The organism is Tsuneonella sp. HG222 (genome assembly GCF_053819185.1).
In genome coordinates, this window is sequence record NZ_JBSOQZ010000001.1 from 284,576 (window position 1) to 298,515 (window position 13,940).

At 67.7% G+C, this 13,940-nt stretch carries 14 protein-coding genes; 7 read left to right on the forward strand and 7 right to left on the reverse strand.

All coding sequences use genetic code 11. The features are described from left to right. The first annotated feature begins 7 nt into the window (after positions 1-7). The 3 genes from ACWPMZ_RS01340 to ACWPMZ_RS01350 all read left to right on the forward strand — a co-directional run bounded on the left by ACWPMZ_RS01340 (position 8) and on the right by ACWPMZ_RS01350 (position 4,048). Positions 8-1,429 carry an aldehyde dehydrogenase family protein gene (locus ACWPMZ_RS01340; RefSeq protein WP_455702237.1) on the forward strand — a complete coding sequence of 474 codons (1,422 nt, stop codon included), beginning with the start codon at positions 8-10 and terminating at the stop codon, positions 1,427-1,429. A 24-nt stretch (positions 1,430-1,453) separates the two neighbouring features. Further along, the gene (locus ACWPMZ_RS01345) at positions 1,454-2,662 is read left to right on the forward strand and encodes a Rieske 2Fe-2S domain-containing protein (RefSeq protein WP_455702238.1); all 1,209 of its coding nucleotides are present in this window, start codon (positions 1,454-1,456) and stop codon (positions 2,660-2,662) included. 120 nt (positions 2,663-2,782) lie between these two features. Next, a complete protein-coding gene (locus ACWPMZ_RS01350) occupies positions 2,783-4,048 on the forward strand; it encodes a hypothetical protein (RefSeq protein WP_455702239.1) in 1,266 nt (421 codons plus the stop codon). 30 nt (positions 4,049-4,078) lie between these two features. Here the strand turns inward: ACWPMZ_RS01350 and ACWPMZ_RS01355 are convergent, their stop codons facing one another. Then, the gene (locus ACWPMZ_RS01355) at positions 4,079-5,644 is read right to left on the reverse strand and encodes a sulfatase-like hydrolase/transferase (protein ID WP_455702240.1); all 1,566 of its coding nucleotides are present in this window, start codon (positions 5,642-5,644) and stop codon (positions 4,079-4,081) included. A 58-nt stretch (positions 5,645-5,702) separates the two neighbouring features. On the opposite strand from ACWPMZ_RS01355, the gene ACWPMZ_RS01360 reads away from it, so the two are divergent. The 3 genes from ACWPMZ_RS01360 (at position 5,703) to ACWPMZ_RS01370 (ending at position 8,196) form a co-directional block, all read left to right on the forward strand. Then, positions 5,703-6,713 (forward strand): NAD(P)H-dependent flavin oxidoreductase, encoded by a 1,011-nt coding sequence (locus tag ACWPMZ_RS01360; protein WP_455702241.1) that lies wholly within the window; start codon positions 5,703-5,705, stop codon positions 6,711-6,713. A 94-nt stretch (positions 6,714-6,807) separates the two neighbouring features. Next, positions 6,808-7,503 carry a VV20781 family protein gene (locus ACWPMZ_RS01365; protein WP_455702242.1) on the forward strand — a complete coding sequence of 232 codons (696 nt, stop codon included), beginning with the start codon at positions 6,808-6,810 and terminating at the stop codon, positions 7,501-7,503. A 171-nt stretch (positions 7,504-7,674) separates the two neighbouring features. After that, positions 7,675-8,196 carry a hypothetical protein gene (locus tag ACWPMZ_RS01370; RefSeq protein ID WP_455702243.1) on the forward strand — a complete coding sequence of 174 codons (522 nt, stop codon included), beginning with the start codon at positions 7,675-7,677 and terminating at the stop codon, positions 8,194-8,196. 16 nt (positions 8,197-8,212) lie between these two features. Here the strand turns inward: ACWPMZ_RS01370 and ACWPMZ_RS01375 are convergent, their stop codons facing one another. From ACWPMZ_RS01375 to ligM, 5 genes are all read right to left on the reverse strand, one after another. After that, a complete protein-coding gene (locus ACWPMZ_RS01375) occupies positions 8,213-8,560 on the reverse strand; it encodes a hypothetical protein (protein WP_455702244.1) in 348 nt (115 codons plus the stop codon). 111 nt (positions 8,561-8,671) lie between these two features. Then, positions 8,672-9,769, reverse strand: coding sequence for a WD40/YVTN/BNR-like repeat-containing protein (locus ACWPMZ_RS01380; protein ID WP_455702245.1), 1,098 nt, complete (start codon positions 9,767-9,769; stop codon positions 8,672-8,674). 110 nt (positions 9,770-9,879) lie between these two features. After that, positions 9,880-10,335: a nuclear transport factor 2 family protein gene (locus ACWPMZ_RS01385; RefSeq protein WP_455702246.1), complete on the reverse strand. Its 456-nt coding sequence runs from the start codon at positions 10,333-10,335 to the stop codon at positions 9,880-9,882. Beyond that, a complete protein-coding gene (locus tag ACWPMZ_RS01390; RefSeq protein ID WP_455702247.1) occupies positions 10,332-11,015 on the reverse strand; it encodes an alpha/beta fold hydrolase in 684 nt (227 codons plus the stop codon). The genes ACWPMZ_RS01385 and ACWPMZ_RS01390 overlap by 4 nt, the downstream gene beginning before the upstream one ends. 79 nt (positions 11,016-11,094) lie before the next feature. Continuing rightward, positions 11,095-12,501: a vanillate/3-O-methylgallate O-demethylase gene (gene ligM, locus ACWPMZ_RS01395; protein WP_455702248.1), complete on the reverse strand. Its 1,407-nt coding sequence runs from the start codon at positions 12,499-12,501 to the stop codon at positions 11,095-11,097. A 126-nt stretch (positions 12,502-12,627) separates the two neighbouring features. Between ligM and ACWPMZ_RS01400 the strand changes: the two genes are divergently transcribed. Next, complete coding sequence (locus ACWPMZ_RS01400; RefSeq protein WP_455702249.1) at positions 12,628-13,029, forward strand: VOC family protein; 402 nt, start codon at positions 12,628-12,630, stop codon at positions 13,027-13,029. Between the two features lie 12 nt (positions 13,030-13,041). Here the strand turns inward: ACWPMZ_RS01400 and ACWPMZ_RS01405 are convergent, their stop codons facing one another. Beyond that, complete coding sequence (locus ACWPMZ_RS01405; protein WP_455702250.1) at positions 13,042-13,821, reverse strand: helix-turn-helix transcriptional regulator; 780 nt, start codon at positions 13,819-13,821, stop codon at positions 13,042-13,044. Between the last annotated feature and the right edge of the window lie 119 nt (positions 13,822-13,940).

Here is a 13,940-nt window from a genome sequence, read left to right on the forward strand (position 1 = left end):
GATGCCCATGACCGACGACACCCGCTTCTATATCGACGGCCAGTGGGTCGACCGCGCCGACGCCGAGGCGATCGCCGTGACCAATCCTTGGACCGAGGAAGTGTTCGGACACATCGCGGCCGGGACCGCAGCCGACGTCGATCTGGCGGTCGCCGCGGCGAAGCGGGCGTTCGAGAGCTGGGGTCGCACGTCGAAGGAGGAGCGCCTGGCGCTGCTCGAAAAGCTGAAGGCGCTGCTGGAGGAGCGCGGCGAGCAGTTCGCCCGCGCGATCACCGACGAAATGGGCGCGGCCATCGCGTTCAGCCGCGGGGGGCAGGTGGTGTTCGGGATCGAGCACGTGCGCGTGGCCATCGAGGTCCTGAAGGATTTCGAGTTCACCGAAACCGTCGACGGCATTTATATCGAGCGCGAGCCGATCGGCGTGGTCGCGGCGATCACCCCGTGGAACTGGCCGCTCTACCAGATCACCGCCAAGCTCGCCCCGGCGCTCGCCGCAGGCTGCACCGTGGTGTTGAAGCCGAGCGAGATGTCGCCCTTCAGCGCCCTGCTGTTTGCCCAGGCCGTGCACGACGCCGGCTTCCCGGCGGGCGTGTTCAACCTGGTCAACGGGACCGGCGAGGTCGTCGGCAATGCGCTGTCCGGCCATCCGGATGTCGACATGGTGTCGTTCACCGGCTCGACCCGCGCCGGGGTGATGGTGGCGCAGAATGCGGCGCCGACCGTCAAGCGCGTGGTCCAGGAACTGGGCGGCAAGAGCCCCAACGTCTTCCTGCCCGACGCCGATTTCGCCGATGCCGTGCCCAAGGGCGTGCTGGGGGCGATGCGCAATGTCGGCCAGTCCTGCGCCGCGCCGACCCGCATGGTCGTGCCGCGGTCGCGGCTGGCCGAGGTCGAGGACCTGGCCCGCACTGCGGCCGAGGGCGTCAAGGTCGGCGATCCGAACGACGAAAGCTGCTTCATCGGCACGCTCGCCAACAAGCCGCAGTTCGAGAAGGTCCAGGCGCTGATCCAAGTCGGGATCGACGAGGGCGCCAAGCTCATCGCCGGCGGCCCGGGCCTGCCCGATGGCCTCAACCACGGCTTCTTCGCCCGGCCCACGGTGTTCAGCGAAGTGACGCCGAAGATGCGCATCGCGCAGGAAGAAATCTTCGGCCCCGTCCTCGTCATCCAGCCCTACGAGGACGAGGAGGACGCGATCCGCATCGCCAACGCGACGGTCTATGGCCTGTCCAGCCACGTGCAGTCGGCCGACCAGGAAGCCGCGCGCCGCGTCGCACGCCGCATCCGCGCGGGGCAGGTGCACATCAACTACCCCGCCTGGTCAGGCTTCGCGCCCTTCGGCGGCTATCGCCAGTCCGGCAACGGCCGCGAATACGGTCGCTTCGCGCTTGAGGAGTTCCTCGAGACGAAGGCCATCCTGGGATACTGAGCGATACGAAGGGGAGAGGCCGCCATGGCGACACGGGTGAGGGACAGGATCAACACCGGGCCGGAGGGCACGGCCTATGGCCGGAAGGCACAGCACCCCAATGCGCTGCTGACCGAAGTCGGCCCGGGCAAGCCGATGGGCGAACTGATGCGGCGCTACTGGCAGCCGGTGCTGGCCAGCCGCAACGTGACCAGCCGTCCGCGCGAAGTGCGCATCCTGGGGGAAGACCTGATCGTGTTTCGCGACGGGGAGGGGAGGCCCGGCCTGCTCTATCCGCGCTGCATGCACCGCGGGACCAGCCTGTTCTGGGGCCATGTCGAGGCCGACGGCATTCGCTGCTGCTATCATGGCTGGAAGTTCGACGTGGAAGGCAATTGCATCGAGCAGCCGTGCGAACCCAACCCCGTCGCCCGCCGCCCCGAACATCGCCAGCCGTGGTACCCGGTGCGGGAACGCTACGGCCTGGTCTGGGCCTACATGGGACCGCCCGATCGCATGCCCGAGCTTCCCCGCTTCGACGCGATGGAGCCGCTGGAGGACGGCGAGGACTACATGGCGTTCGACAACTCGGTGGGCAGCCACGGCGATATCGATGGGCCCGAGGTGGTGCCCTATTCCTGGCTGCACATGAACGACAACGTGATGGATCCCTTTCACGTGCAGGTGCTGCACACGACGTTCTCCGGCACGCAGTTCGTCCGCGAGTTCGAGGTCATGCCGAAGGTCGAGTTCAACGAGATCGAGGGCGGGGTGACCTACCAGGCGCACCGCGATCTGGCCGACGGGCGGCACGTCAACCGCGTCTCGACCTGGATGATGCCCAACATCATGTTCGTGCCCGACGTGGCCATGCGCGGCGGCCGTCCGAACTCGATCGGCTTTTCCGTCCCGGTCGACGACAGCCACAGCCGCATCCTGATGGCGCTGCGCGTGCCGGCCGAAGCGCGCGAGCGGCCGATGCGCGGGCTCGAGGCGGAAAACTTCAAGCCGTGGCACCTGCGCACGGTTCGGGAACGGCAGGACCAGCCCGGCGATTACGAGGCGCAGGCGGGCCAGGGGCCGGTCTCGCTCCATTCCGAAGAGCATCTGGTGACCAGCGACAAGGGTATCGGCATGCAGCGCCGCATGCTCCAGCGCGCCATCGCGGCGATGGACGCGGGCGAGGACCCGCCGTTGATCATGCGCGATCCCGATGCGGTGATCGCGGTGCCCAGCGGCAATTTCTTCAGCTGAAAATCCTGCGCGCCAGCGGGCCGGTTTCAGCTTAAATCTGCCGCATTATCGCATGTGAGTCGCGTCTTTTCGCGCCGTGGCTTTTCGGGCCGCCGCGTATTGAACAGGGAGGTTTTTGCAATGCAGGTTCGTCCTTTCCACATCGCTGTGCTCGCCCTTTCCGGCGGCGGGGTTATCGCTCTCGCTGCCCCCGCCCTGTCGCAGGCAGGGGCCACCACGACGGCGCGCTACACCGTCGATGCCGCGACCGTTTCCGGCATGGGGGCCATGGGCGGGGGCGGCGGCATCGGCGCAATCATGGGCGCGATGCGCGGCGGTGCGCCGCAGGCGGTCAAGCAGGTCGAATTGCGCCTCGGCTCGGGCCGCGCGGCGACGGGCGCGCCCAAGGGCGAGCACTTCATGCCTGCCGCGGCGGGGCTGGGATCCTCGGTCGAGCTGCTGACGCCCCAACGCGAGACGCGGCCGCGCGAGACCGGGCCGCTTCCGCAGGCGCAGATGCCCAAGGGCCGGCTCCTGCTGTTCTGGGGCTGCGGTGAAAGCGCCGGCCCGGGCCAGCCGGTGGTGATCGACTTTTCCAAGATGGCGCAGGGCCAGGTGCCGCCGGGCCTCTATGCCTCGGGTCTCGACCTGCCCGACGCGTGGCGGGTCGATGCCGGCAACAGCACGACCTTCGGTGAATGGCCGCACGGCCGCGACAACAAGACCGTCCCCGCCAACTCCAGCCTGCTCGGCGCGCACAAGGTGACGAGCACCTATGCGCCGGAGATCAACTTCACGCTGGCCGACGACTTCATGCCTGCGCTCCAGCCGTCGTCGCGCAACCTGCCGAGCGGCGCGACGATGCTGAACTGGAACGGCCTGCCCAAGGCAACCGGCTACTACGCCTGGGTCATGGGCGGGCAGCCCGACCGCAGCGGCGAAATGCGCGACATGGTCTGGTGGACCAGTTCGGCCACGCAGGCTTTCGGCGGACCGATGGCCGACTGGCTGAGCCCGGCGGCCGTGGCGCGGCTCGTGGCCGCGAAGAACGTCATGCCGCCGACGCAGACCTCGTGCGCCATTCCCAAGGAGGTCAAGCAGGCCGGTGGCGAAATGCTGATGACGCAGCTGTTCGCTTACGGTCCGCAGGCCGATTTCTCCTATCCGCCGCGCCCGGCGAGGGCGGCGGCGAGCTGGAAGCCGGACTGGACCGCCCGGGTGCGCTACAAGGCCAACGCGATGATCGTGCTCGGCATGCCGCAGATGGGCGGTTTCGGCGGCGGCGACGCAGAAGCGGGCGATGCCGGAGATTCGGCCTCGTCAGGCTCGCCCGCGCCCGCAGCCCTGCCCGCGTGCAAGGGCGGGATTGCCGGGCGCATCGCGCGTGCCGCTGGGCTCTGTCGCTAGGTCCGCCCGTGCCGTTCGCAGGTGCGGAGATCAGGGGAAGGTCGAGCTGACCTCGATCTCGACGGGGTCGCCCTCGCGCAGCGGCACGACCCCGCGGCCGAAGCGGACATAGCCGAGCGGGCCCTGGGTCAGGTCGTTGTCGTAGCGCTGCTGCACCGCGGCCTGATCGTAGCCCATCCATGCCAGCGTCGTCGGCAGGACCTGACTGAGCGAATGGCGCCGCGGCGAGGGATTGGGGTAACGCGCTGCCAGTTCGGGCGGCACGAAGGCGAGCAGGGGCACCATGTATTCGGCCGGCACCTGCTCGGGGCTGCAGTGCGGCAACACGCCGGGCGCCAGGTTCTGCCCGTGGTCCGAGGTGTAGATGACCGCCACCCGGCTGCGGTCGACGCCGCCGAGCAGCGTGCGGAAGAAGTCGCGCTTTGAATAGCGCAGAGCCGCGCGGTACTGCTCTGCCGCCGGGGCATGTGCTGGCAGGGTCCCGGGCGGAACATGGTCGCGGTACTGGAAGTGCACGCCGCGCAGCACGGCATAGGTGAAGCTGCGCCCGGGCGCCTTCATCTGCCGGTTGAGCAGGGCGGCGATCCGCCGGTCGGTATCGATGCCCTGGGCCATCGAGCGCAGATCGTCGATCAGCGCTCTTTCGGGCGGAAGCAGCAGGTTCTGCGGGGCGCCGGTCGTCTGGCCGTCGATCAGCATGGTGCGATAGCCGGCCTTCCGGGCGTAGGCCCAGACCGATGGCGGGCGCCGCAGGTCCAGGCCGGGCCCGGCACGGCGGACGTCGACTCCGCTGCGCAGCGCCAGATTGGCCGGGGCGCTGCAGTTGCCCAGGCTCACGGCCTCGCCGAAGTCGACCGGCGCGAAGGGCGCGGTGGAGGGGAGGATGAGCTGGGCGAACGGCCCGTGCGCGACGCTTTCGTCGACCAACCAGACGATGTGATCGGGCGATCCGGCCGTGTCCGGCGAAAATCCGACCGGCGCGCGCGGCGGCGGCGGAGGCGCTGTCAGGACCTGCGCGGCGAGGTGCCAGGTGTTGCGCTCGGCCCCCGTGGCAAGCGGCCAGCCGCCCAGCACGGCGAGAAGGCTCGGCGCCAGAGCCAGGGTGAGGCCCGCCGGCAAAGCGACGGCATCACGCGGCGGCGGAACCGCGCGCCGCAAGGGGAAGCGCACCGCGCCGAACAGCACCTTGGCGACGATCATCTGGATCGCGGCGAAGGCGAGCAGGCCGGTGAACTCCCCGGCGGCGTGTCCCGCCTGACGGCTTTCGGCGAGTAGCCAGCTAATCCGCCCGGCATCGAGCGTGTCGCCGATCGTCTCCCCGTAACCCAGGTTGACCATGATCGAGACGGCGGCGAGCGACAGGGCGAGGATGAACCAGCGGCGGGGCAACAACCAGACCGCACCCAGCCAGCAAACGGCTTGCGCTGCGAGCCAGCCGAAGTTCGCCAGGGCCCGCGCCTCGTCGTGCGCCGCCCACCGGTACAAGACGTATTGGGTCAGCTGGAAACGGTTGGCGATGGCATAGGCGAGCGCGAACACCGCCACGCCCGCCAGGGCGCGCGGCCAGGATTTCGGCCAAACTACGCGGTTCGTCACACCCGATCCCTAGCAAATGCACTTTGAAAAACGCTTACCGCGCCTTAAGCCGCGCCGCATGACTTCATATCCCAAAACGCAGGCGCTGATGGCGCGGGGCTGCGAATTCCTCGGCACCGACTATGCGATCCTGTGCGGCGCCATGAGCTGGGTGTCCGAACGCAACCTCGTGTCGGCCATCAGCAACGCAGGCGGCTTCGGCGTGATCGCCTGCGGGGCCATGACCCCGGACCTGCTCGACGCCGAGATCGCCGCGACACGGGCGCTGACCGACCGGCCGTTCGGCGTGAACCTGATTACCATGCACCCGATGCTGTTCGACCTGATCGCCGTGTGCGGCAAGCACGGGATCGGCCACGTCGTGCTCGCGGGGGGCATTCCGCCCAAGGGCAGCGTCGAGGCGATCAAGGCGTTCGGCGCCAAGGTGATCGTCTTCGCGCCCACCCTGGCACTGGCGAAAAAGCTGCTGCGCAGCGGCGGCGACGCGCTGGTGATCGAGGGCATGGAGGCAGGCGGCCACATCGGGCCGGTGGCGACCAGCGTGCTGGCGCAGGAATTTCTTCCCGTGCTGTCCGAAGAGCATCTCGTCTTTGTCGCCGGGGGCATCGGGCGGGGCGACATGATCGCGGGATACCTCGAAATGGGCGCGGTCGGCGTGCAGTTGGGTACACGCTTTGCCTGCGCCACCGAATCGATCGCCCATCCCGATTTCAAGAAGGCGTTCTTCCGCGCCGGGGCGCGCGATGCCATCGCCAGCGTGCAGATCGATCCGCGCCTGCCGGTGATCCCGGTCCGTGCGCTCAAGAACAAGGGCACCGAGGAGTTCAGCCAGAAGCAGCGCGAGGTCGCGCTACTGCTGGACGGCGGAAGCGTCGACATGGCCGAGGCGCAGTTGCAGATCGAGCATTACTGGGCCGGCGCCCTGCGCCGTGCGGTGATCGACGGCGACGTGGAGAACGGCAGTCTCATGGCCGGGCAGAGCGTGGGGATGGTCAAGGAAGAGGAGCCGGTCGCCCAGATCGTCGCCAGCTTGATGGGCGAAAGCGAGGCGGCGCTGGGGCGCCGCTGAAGCCTCTTTTTCTCGGTCGAGGTCATTTAGCTTTCGTTCAGGTCGGATGGGGAAAACCTGAATTCATCGACCCGATCGAGAAAGATAAAAGACCATGAGGAAAATCGTTTTGACCCTGCTTGCCGCAGGGTTGCTCTCCGGTTGCGCGACGCCGGCGATGGAAGTGCCCGCAGCACTCGCGATGGGCACCGAGCGCATTACTTTCGAACACATGTCCGGCTGGAACAGGGGCCGCTTCGTTGCCGGGGAGTACGCCGGCGATTACTTTCGCACGCTGGATCGCGCTTCGCTCGGCCTGGTCAATGTGACCGAGGGGCGGGGCCGTTTTACAGTCGCGGGGCCGGGCATCTCGGATACCATCGAGGGCGACTGCGGCGTGAGCGAAGCGGCGCTGGCATTCGACAATATCGAAATCAAGCCGGGCAAGATGGCCTATCGCTGCGATCTCACGGCCGCCGGGCGCGCGTTTCCCGCCCGCTTCGAGGTCCAGGAATCGCGCGCGTCGCTGGCCGAAAACCTCAACCGCAACGCCCGCGTGGGCGAGATCGCCCTGGCCGGGCAGGTCATCCGCTTCCGCTCGGTCCACAAGTTCGAGACGCCCACCCTGCCGACGCGCGACCCTCTGGGTTACGTGTTCGAGCAGGACGGCCAGCCCATCGGCGCGCTCGAGCTGAACGGCAAGCCGTACCTCCTGCTGCCTGCCGGAACCGACCTGGACCGGCGGCGCGCCATGATGGTCGCGTCGGTCGCGCTGGCGACCTTCTGGGATCCCGGCGTCATCGATTCCTGACCGGCCAAAACCGGCGCGCGGCGGGCCGTCCCTCCACGCCAACGCTTCGCCGCGCGCCGAATCCGCCGGTCGCGCCCGCCCAACCGCCCGCCGCCCGGCGGATTTCCCGCATGCCGCCGTGCCTATATGGCGGTCGGCGCACAGGGGTCGTGCGCGAGGATCGAATTTCCCATGAATGGTATTGCCACAATCGAGGGCGGCGTGCCGGTGCGCGTCGCGCCCTTCGGCGGGTTCGTGCCCGTTCCGCAAGTCGAGAAAACGGGCCTGCAATACCTGCGAGCGAGCGGTCTGGCGCAGGCGCGCCTGCAACTGGCGGTTCTCTCCGGCAACCGCCGGCGTGCACTGCGCGAAATCGATCGCCTGGTGGAGATCGACCGCCAGCTCGAAAGCCTCGCCGTCAACGGGCAAGCCGACGCGACGCTCGTCTCGAACGAGGACATCGATGCCCACCTCGCCAGCCAGAAGACGGCGATCGCCGGTGAAAAGCTCGCTCTAACGGCGGCGATCAGCCTTCCCACCATTCCCCCTCCTGGCGGCGCGCTTGAAGGCGAGCCGGTCGATCTCGGGAACTTCGAGGTGATCGAGGACACGACCCTGGGCGCCGGGCTGGCGCGGGTCGGCCTCCTGATCCTGGGCCTGATGCTGGTCGTCGGGGCGCTGGCGATCGCGGTGCCGCTGCTCGCGGCAGGCTAGCGCCGGCCGACCCGCCTCAGTTCATCTGGAAATCGACGATCCGGTTGTCGCTGCGATAGGCGCAATTGAAATCGCGCTGTGCGCCCGACTGGGTCTGAACCCGGCCGTAGACGAGCACGATGTCGCGCTCGGTCTGGCGGACGTCGCTGATCGCGACCCGGCCGTAGCGCGATGCTTCCTGCGCGCAGGCATTGGCGGCCTGCTGCTGGAACTGTGTCTGGTTGTTCTGCGGGGATTGCGAGCCGAGAATGCCGCCGAGAAGGCCGCCTAGCGGATCGCCGCCGCCCATTCCATAGGGCGAAGTGGCACAGGCCGACAGTGCGAGCGAGCCGGCGAGAAGCGTGGGTATGAAGAGTTTGTGCATGCGGGTTTCTCCGAGGCGTGCGACCGGGCCGAAACCCTTGAGTGCTCGGACTACGGTCGGTGTACCCTTACGTTCCGCTGGCGGGACGGAGGCCGCCGCTCGCGGCCTGCTCTAGCGCAACGTGTAGGCCAGCGACTGGACCTGCGTGCCGATGGCGAAGATGCGCGCGCCTGCGGGCGTCACGACCGGCTGGAAATTGTTCGCTGCGGGCGCGATCGGCACTGCGCGCCAGCTTTGGCCGCCGTCCTCGGTGGCGAATCCGCCCTTGGCAGTGCCGATGAAGCCGGTGTCGGCGTCGATGAAGCCGATGCCGAATTCCCGGGCGCCGCTGTCGGCAACCACCGTCAGCTCGCGCCAGGTCGCGCCGCCGTCCGTCGTCTTGATCACCCGCTGTTCGGAGTTGGCCTGATCGTAGGACTGGACCGCGCCGTAGCCGGTCGTGCGGGTCGGGAAGTGGGCTTTCCAGATGATCTCGCCGGTGCGGGCGGAGCGATAGACCTCGCTCCACGTCGCGCCGCCGTCGCGGGTCATTAGCACCAGCCCGTTGGCCTTGGCCGTGGCAACGTCGGTCGCACCAAACACGAAGCCGGTCCGCGCATCGCGAAAGGCAACGTCGGTGATCATCGCGATACGCCCCGCCATGTCGATGACCGACCAGGTCTTGCCGCCGTCGATTGACCGCAGGATGCCGGTCGGGCCGCCAACCCGCCCCGCCGCATGGATTATCGCCGCCTCACCGGCCGCCGCCGGCACAACGTCGATCGCGCAAACCCCTGGGATGGTCGCACCGCCGGTATCGACGGCCTGCCAGGTCGCGCCGCCGTCGTCCGTGCGATAGAGCGGGACGGGGTCGGTCACGCCCGGATAATAACCCGGGCCGATGTTGCCGATGTAGCCGGTCTGCCGGTCGAGAAAGGCCAGTGCGCGCACGAACGTGCCGGGTTTGGCGGCGACCTTTTCCCAGCTGGCTCCGCCATCCGCCGTGCGGAACAGGTCGCCCGCGCCGGTGCCGTACCAACCGGTCTGCAGGTCGACGAAGCTGATCGGGTCGCGCTTGCCGCGGTAGGCTTCGGTCGGGTGAGTCTGCCATGCGCCCAGGTCGTCCACCGCAGCCAGGTCTGCCGGCGCAGGGGCGGGGGCCAGTTCGGCCGGGGCGGAACAGGCCGCCGTGGCGAGGAGCGCCAGGATGGCGACGAAACGGTACTGCATCGAAATTGGGCCCCCAGCGAAGAGATGCCGCTGTATCCGGCGGATCGATCGCGCGCGCGACCGTCCGCCGACCGATGGGCCATGGCAATCGTCCGGGAGCTGTGCCGAAGCTAGCGCTGGAAGCGGGACAGGACGGTGCCGGCCCAGCCCATGATATCCTTTTCCGCGATCAGCCAGCGGCCGTCGACTTTCGCCACCACGTCGCGAACGTGGCCGCACCAGTGGAGATGGGGCGGGGCGGGCGGGTGATTGATCGTGGCCCAGGCATAGCTGCGGACCTGCCAGTGGTCCGGCCGGCCCTTGGGATCCGGCTCGTAGACGAACTGGCCCATCTGGTGCTGGTGACCGGGGAAGTCCGGCCGGTCGTGGAACTTCCTCACCAGCTTGCGGATCTCGGCGCGGCCCTTGCGAATCTCGAGCTCGCCCGACGATGTTTCCTCGGTCGCCTCCGCGTCCTCGGTGAACAGCGCGCAATAGCCGTCGGTGTCGCCGGTATCGAGCGCCCAGGAATAGCGGGCATAGAGCTCGGTGATCGCGAGGCGGTCTTCGGTCGAGGGGCCGCTCATCGGGCCAGATCCAGCAGCACGCGGGTCGTCAGGTCGGGATCGTTCTGCATGACGAAGTGGTCGGTGGCGGTTTCGTGATAGTCCCAGCCGGCGCCTTTCGCCTTGGCGGCAAAGCGCGGGAAGGGGGTCGGCTGGTAGCCGGTTGCGAAGATGTAGCTCTTGCGGGGGATCGCCTGTTCCTGGCCGCTCAGTGGGATCGCCTCGAGCAGGGTTAGCAGCGGCTGATAGCCGACCACCCCGGGCACGACGCTGAATTCGCCGGGGAAACCGATCGGCGTGACCATGCCCGGATTGTGCCGCTGGCTGTCGACGTACCAGTTGTGCTCGAACTCGCCGGTGATGTCCCACAGGCTCTGGTCGCTGCCGGGCAGAAAGGCGTCGATGTAGCAGATCGCGTCGATGCGCTGGCCCAGCCGGCTCGCGACCCCGGTGATGACCATCCCGCCATAGCTGTGGCCTGCGAGAACGAAGCGCTCGAACCCGGCTGTTTCGATCTGTTCGCACACCGCATCGACGTGATCGGTGAGCGTTATGCCCGGGTGCAGTTCGTCCTGCCGCGATCCGAGGCCCGGCAGCGTGCAGTTGAGCACGGCATGGCCCTCAGCCTCGAGCCGCGCCGGCACGTCGCCGTAGGTGTGATTTCCGCCCCACGCGCCGTGGACGAGAACGTAATTGGCCATTCTTCTCTCCCGAATGCAGAAGGCCCGCGAAGCGTGGTGCTTCGCGGGCCTTCGATCAAGCCGTTATCGGCAAGCGGGTTCAGCCCTGCTTGCGGCCCGAACGCCAGCCGGCGGCATAGGTATCGCCGGCCATCTGGCTGTACGGCACCGGCGAAACGATGACGCGGGCCGAGAATTCCTCGTGCGGCTCGACGGTCGTCTTGTCGGTGTTCGGCGCTTCGCCCCACTTCACGTGCAGCTCGGTGCCGAGCGGGATCTCGTGATCGATGGTGGCGAGGCTCAGGCCCTTCTTCTCGTTGTACGAGTAGCCGGTGAACATCGACAGGCCCACGGTGCGGCCGTCGGCGTCGACGACGGCGTCGTAGTTCGAGTTGGCGTAGTTCGCGAGCGGCAGGTCGAAGAACTTGTAGTTCGGCCCACCCGGATTGAAGAGCGATCCGGTGATCGTCTTCATGTCCTCGGCGTTCCACTCGAGCGTCACCTTCTTGCGCTGCTCGGCGGGGTCGATTTCCTTCAGCGCGTCGGCGCCGTGGAAGTCGTGGTCGAACTTGACGAACGGACCGTAGCCCAGCTCCCACGGGTTGAGGTAGTAGTCCTCGATGCTGTCACCGACGAACGAACCGCCGATCGAGCCGGTCGCCTCGTAGCTGTCGGCGCCGAGCCACTTGCGGTAATCGGCCAGCTTGTCGCCGGTGTAGATCGCCGGGAGCGGGCTGGGGATCCAGCCGGACTCGAGCGTGTTCGACGGATAGGCGCGGCTGCCGACCGGGATCAGGCCGAATTCCTTGCCCGCCTCGAGGATCTGCTCGCGGACGTATTCCTGCTCTTCGTAGGGGCCCCAGATCTCGAGACCTGGCGAACCGGCCATGCCGTGGCGCAGCGTGCGGATCGTCTTGTCGCCGATCTTCATGGTGCCCATGTTGAAGAACTTGAGCTTGTCGAGCGGTTCGCCGTTGAGCTTCTCGATCACGTTCCAAGCCTGCGGGCCCTGGATCTGGAAGCGCCAGGAAATGCGGCTGACGGGCTTGCCCATCGGGCGGCTGGGCGAACGCGGGTCGTTGATGACCTCCACGTTGTAGCCGCCGGTTTCGGCGTGATACATCAGCCAGTTGGCGGCCGGCGCGCGGCCGACGTAGACGAACTCTTCTTCGGCCAGGCGGAAGATGATGCCGTCACCGATGACGTGGCCGTAGGGCGTGGTCGGGACGTACTGCTTGGCCTTGTTCACCTCGAACCCGGCGGGCGAGTTGATCATCGTGTCCGACAGCAGCTTCAGCGCGTCGGGGCCGTTGATGTAGAGGTCGAACATGTGGTGCGACTGGTCGAAGAGCACGGCGCCGTGCTGCCAGGCCCACTGCTCCGAACGCCAGTTGGAAAATTCCGGCGCGACGACGGGGTACACATAGGCACCGATCTGGTTGTTGCGCAGCTGGGAGACGATATCGCCATTCGCCTTCGCCAAAACTTGTTCGAGATTCTCGGCCATCTGGTTACCTCTCTCCATTTCCATGTTTATGAAAGAATCACGTATGCGAAAATTGTATGTGGCACATACAATATCTGGCATGACAGGCAAGGGCTGAATGCCGCGATTCCGGAGAGGACGATTGCCATGAACGTCGAAGCGCTCGACCACGTCAACATCATCACCGACCGGCTCGACGAAACCGCCGATTTCTATGCTAATCTGCTCGGCCTGGTACGCAAGGATGCGCCTCCGCCGCTGACCCCGCAGAACGCGACCTGGATGTTCGACGAACAGGACCGCGCGATCATCCACATCAATTCGGTCGACTGCCCGCGCGCCTACGACCGCGACGTGCCGCAGGGCGCGCTGACCGGCGCGCTGCATCATGTGGCGCTCAAATGCACCGGGTACGACGAGGTCAAGGCGCGCCTCGATTCCTCGGGCGCGAGCTACAAGGAAAACCTGGTGGGCGCGATCAACCTGCGCCAGATCTTCACCGCCGATCCCAACAACGTCCTGCTGGAACTGAACTTCTTCGCCGATTGAGCCGCCCGCGCCTTAGTGCGCCACCAGGCTGCACAGCTCGAACGGGCTGGTCACGCCGAGCCGCCGGTAGCCGCGCTGGCGGAAGGTGACGACGGTGGTCTTGGCGATGCCGAGGTCGATCGCGGTCGCTTCCACGCTCATGCCGATCGCCGCGCGCGCGCAGACCTGCCGCTCGCGCCGGGTCAGGTCCGGCCAGCGATCGGCGAAGCGCCGTTCGCATTCGTCGGCCGACAGGGCGTGCGAGGCCGAAAGCCGCCTGCGGCCTGCCGCAAGCATCGGCAGCGCGAGGCGGGCGAGCGCGGCAAGGCAGTCTATCTCGCGTTCGGCGAACGGCCCGTCGTCACGGTGCCGGGCAACGTTGAACCCGCGCCAGCCGGTGTCGGTCCGCTGGACGATGGACAACCGCTCGACGATCCCCGGCTCGTCGAAGAAGCGGCGGCGGAAGTCGCCGGCGGCCAGGTCGCCAGGCACGATCCGCTGCAGGGCCAGGTCGCCCGGCAGGCGCGCGGCGGGGTAGAGCTGCCCGATCGGGTCGAGCCGGCTATAGCAGCGGTCGTAATCGGGCAGCAGGAGCGCGATGCGCGGCTCGCAGTGGACGTAGTGCAGCGCGGCCTGCGCGGCCGGCGTCGTCTCGAACAGGTAGAGCCGCCGCGTCCCCGCCGTCGTCCGCCCGATGCAGTCCAGCAGGGTGGCGCCGAAGGTCTGGCTGCCCATCGCCGCCAGCAACCGCTCGTAGGCCGGCTCGACCGCGGCGGGCAGGCGGCGCTCCGCAAGGTGCCAGATCTGTGCCATCGGTCTCTCCCGGCCCGCTAGCGGGGCCCCTGGTATGTCCTGCGGCCATAGGACAGACCCGCGGCACCGCGCGCAATACCTTTCGGCAAAACTTCGGAAGGGATGGGAATGCTCGAGGG

Bases quoted from the DNA above. Each gene is read 5' to 3' on its own strand.
- ACWPMZ_RS01340 (WP_455702237.1), top strand. From the start codon at position 8: ATGACCGACGACACCCGCTTCTATATCGACGGCCAGTGGGTCGACCGC.
- ACWPMZ_RS01345 (WP_455702238.1), top strand. From the start codon at position 1,454: ATGGCGACACGGGTGAGGGACAGGATCAACACCGGGCCGGAGGGCACG.
- ACWPMZ_RS01350 (WP_455702239.1), top strand. From the start codon at position 2,783: ATGCAGGTTCGTCCTTTCCACATCGCTGTGCTCGCCCTTTCCGGCGGC.
- ACWPMZ_RS01360 (WP_455702241.1), top strand. From the start codon at position 5,703: ATGACTTCATATCCCAAAACGCAGGCGCTGATGGCGCGGGGCTGCGAA.
- ACWPMZ_RS01365 (WP_455702242.1), top strand. From the start codon at position 6,808: ATGAGGAAAATCGTTTTGACCCTGCTTGCCGCAGGGTTGCTCTCCGGT.
- ACWPMZ_RS01370 (WP_455702243.1), top strand. From the start codon at position 7,675: ATGAATGGTATTGCCACAATCGAGGGCGGCGTGCCGGTGCGCGTCGCG.
- ACWPMZ_RS01375 (WP_455702244.1), bottom strand. From the start codon at position 8,560: ATGCACAAACTCTTCATACCCACGCTTCTCGCCGGCTCGCTCGCACTG.
- ACWPMZ_RS01380 (WP_455702245.1), bottom strand. From the start codon at position 9,769: ATGCAGTACCGTTTCGTCGCCATCCTGGCGCTCCTCGCCACGGCGGCC.
- ACWPMZ_RS01385 (WP_455702246.1), bottom strand. From the start codon at position 10,335: ATGAGCGGCCCCTCGACCGAAGACCGCCTCGCGATCACCGAGCTCTAT.
- ACWPMZ_RS01390 (WP_455702247.1), bottom strand. From the start codon at position 11,015: ATGGCCAATTACGTTCTCGTCCACGGCGCGTGGGGCGGAAATCACACC.
- ligM (WP_455702248.1), bottom strand. From the start codon at position 12,501: ATGGCCGAGAATCTCGAACAAGTTTTGGCGAAGGCGAATGGCGATATC.
- ACWPMZ_RS01400 (WP_455702249.1), top strand. From the start codon at position 12,628: ATGAACGTCGAAGCGCTCGACCACGTCAACATCATCACCGACCGGCTC.
- ACWPMZ_RS01405 (WP_455702250.1), bottom strand. From the start codon at position 13,821: ATGGCACAGATCTGGCACCTTGCGGAGCGCCGCCTGCCCGCCGCGGTC.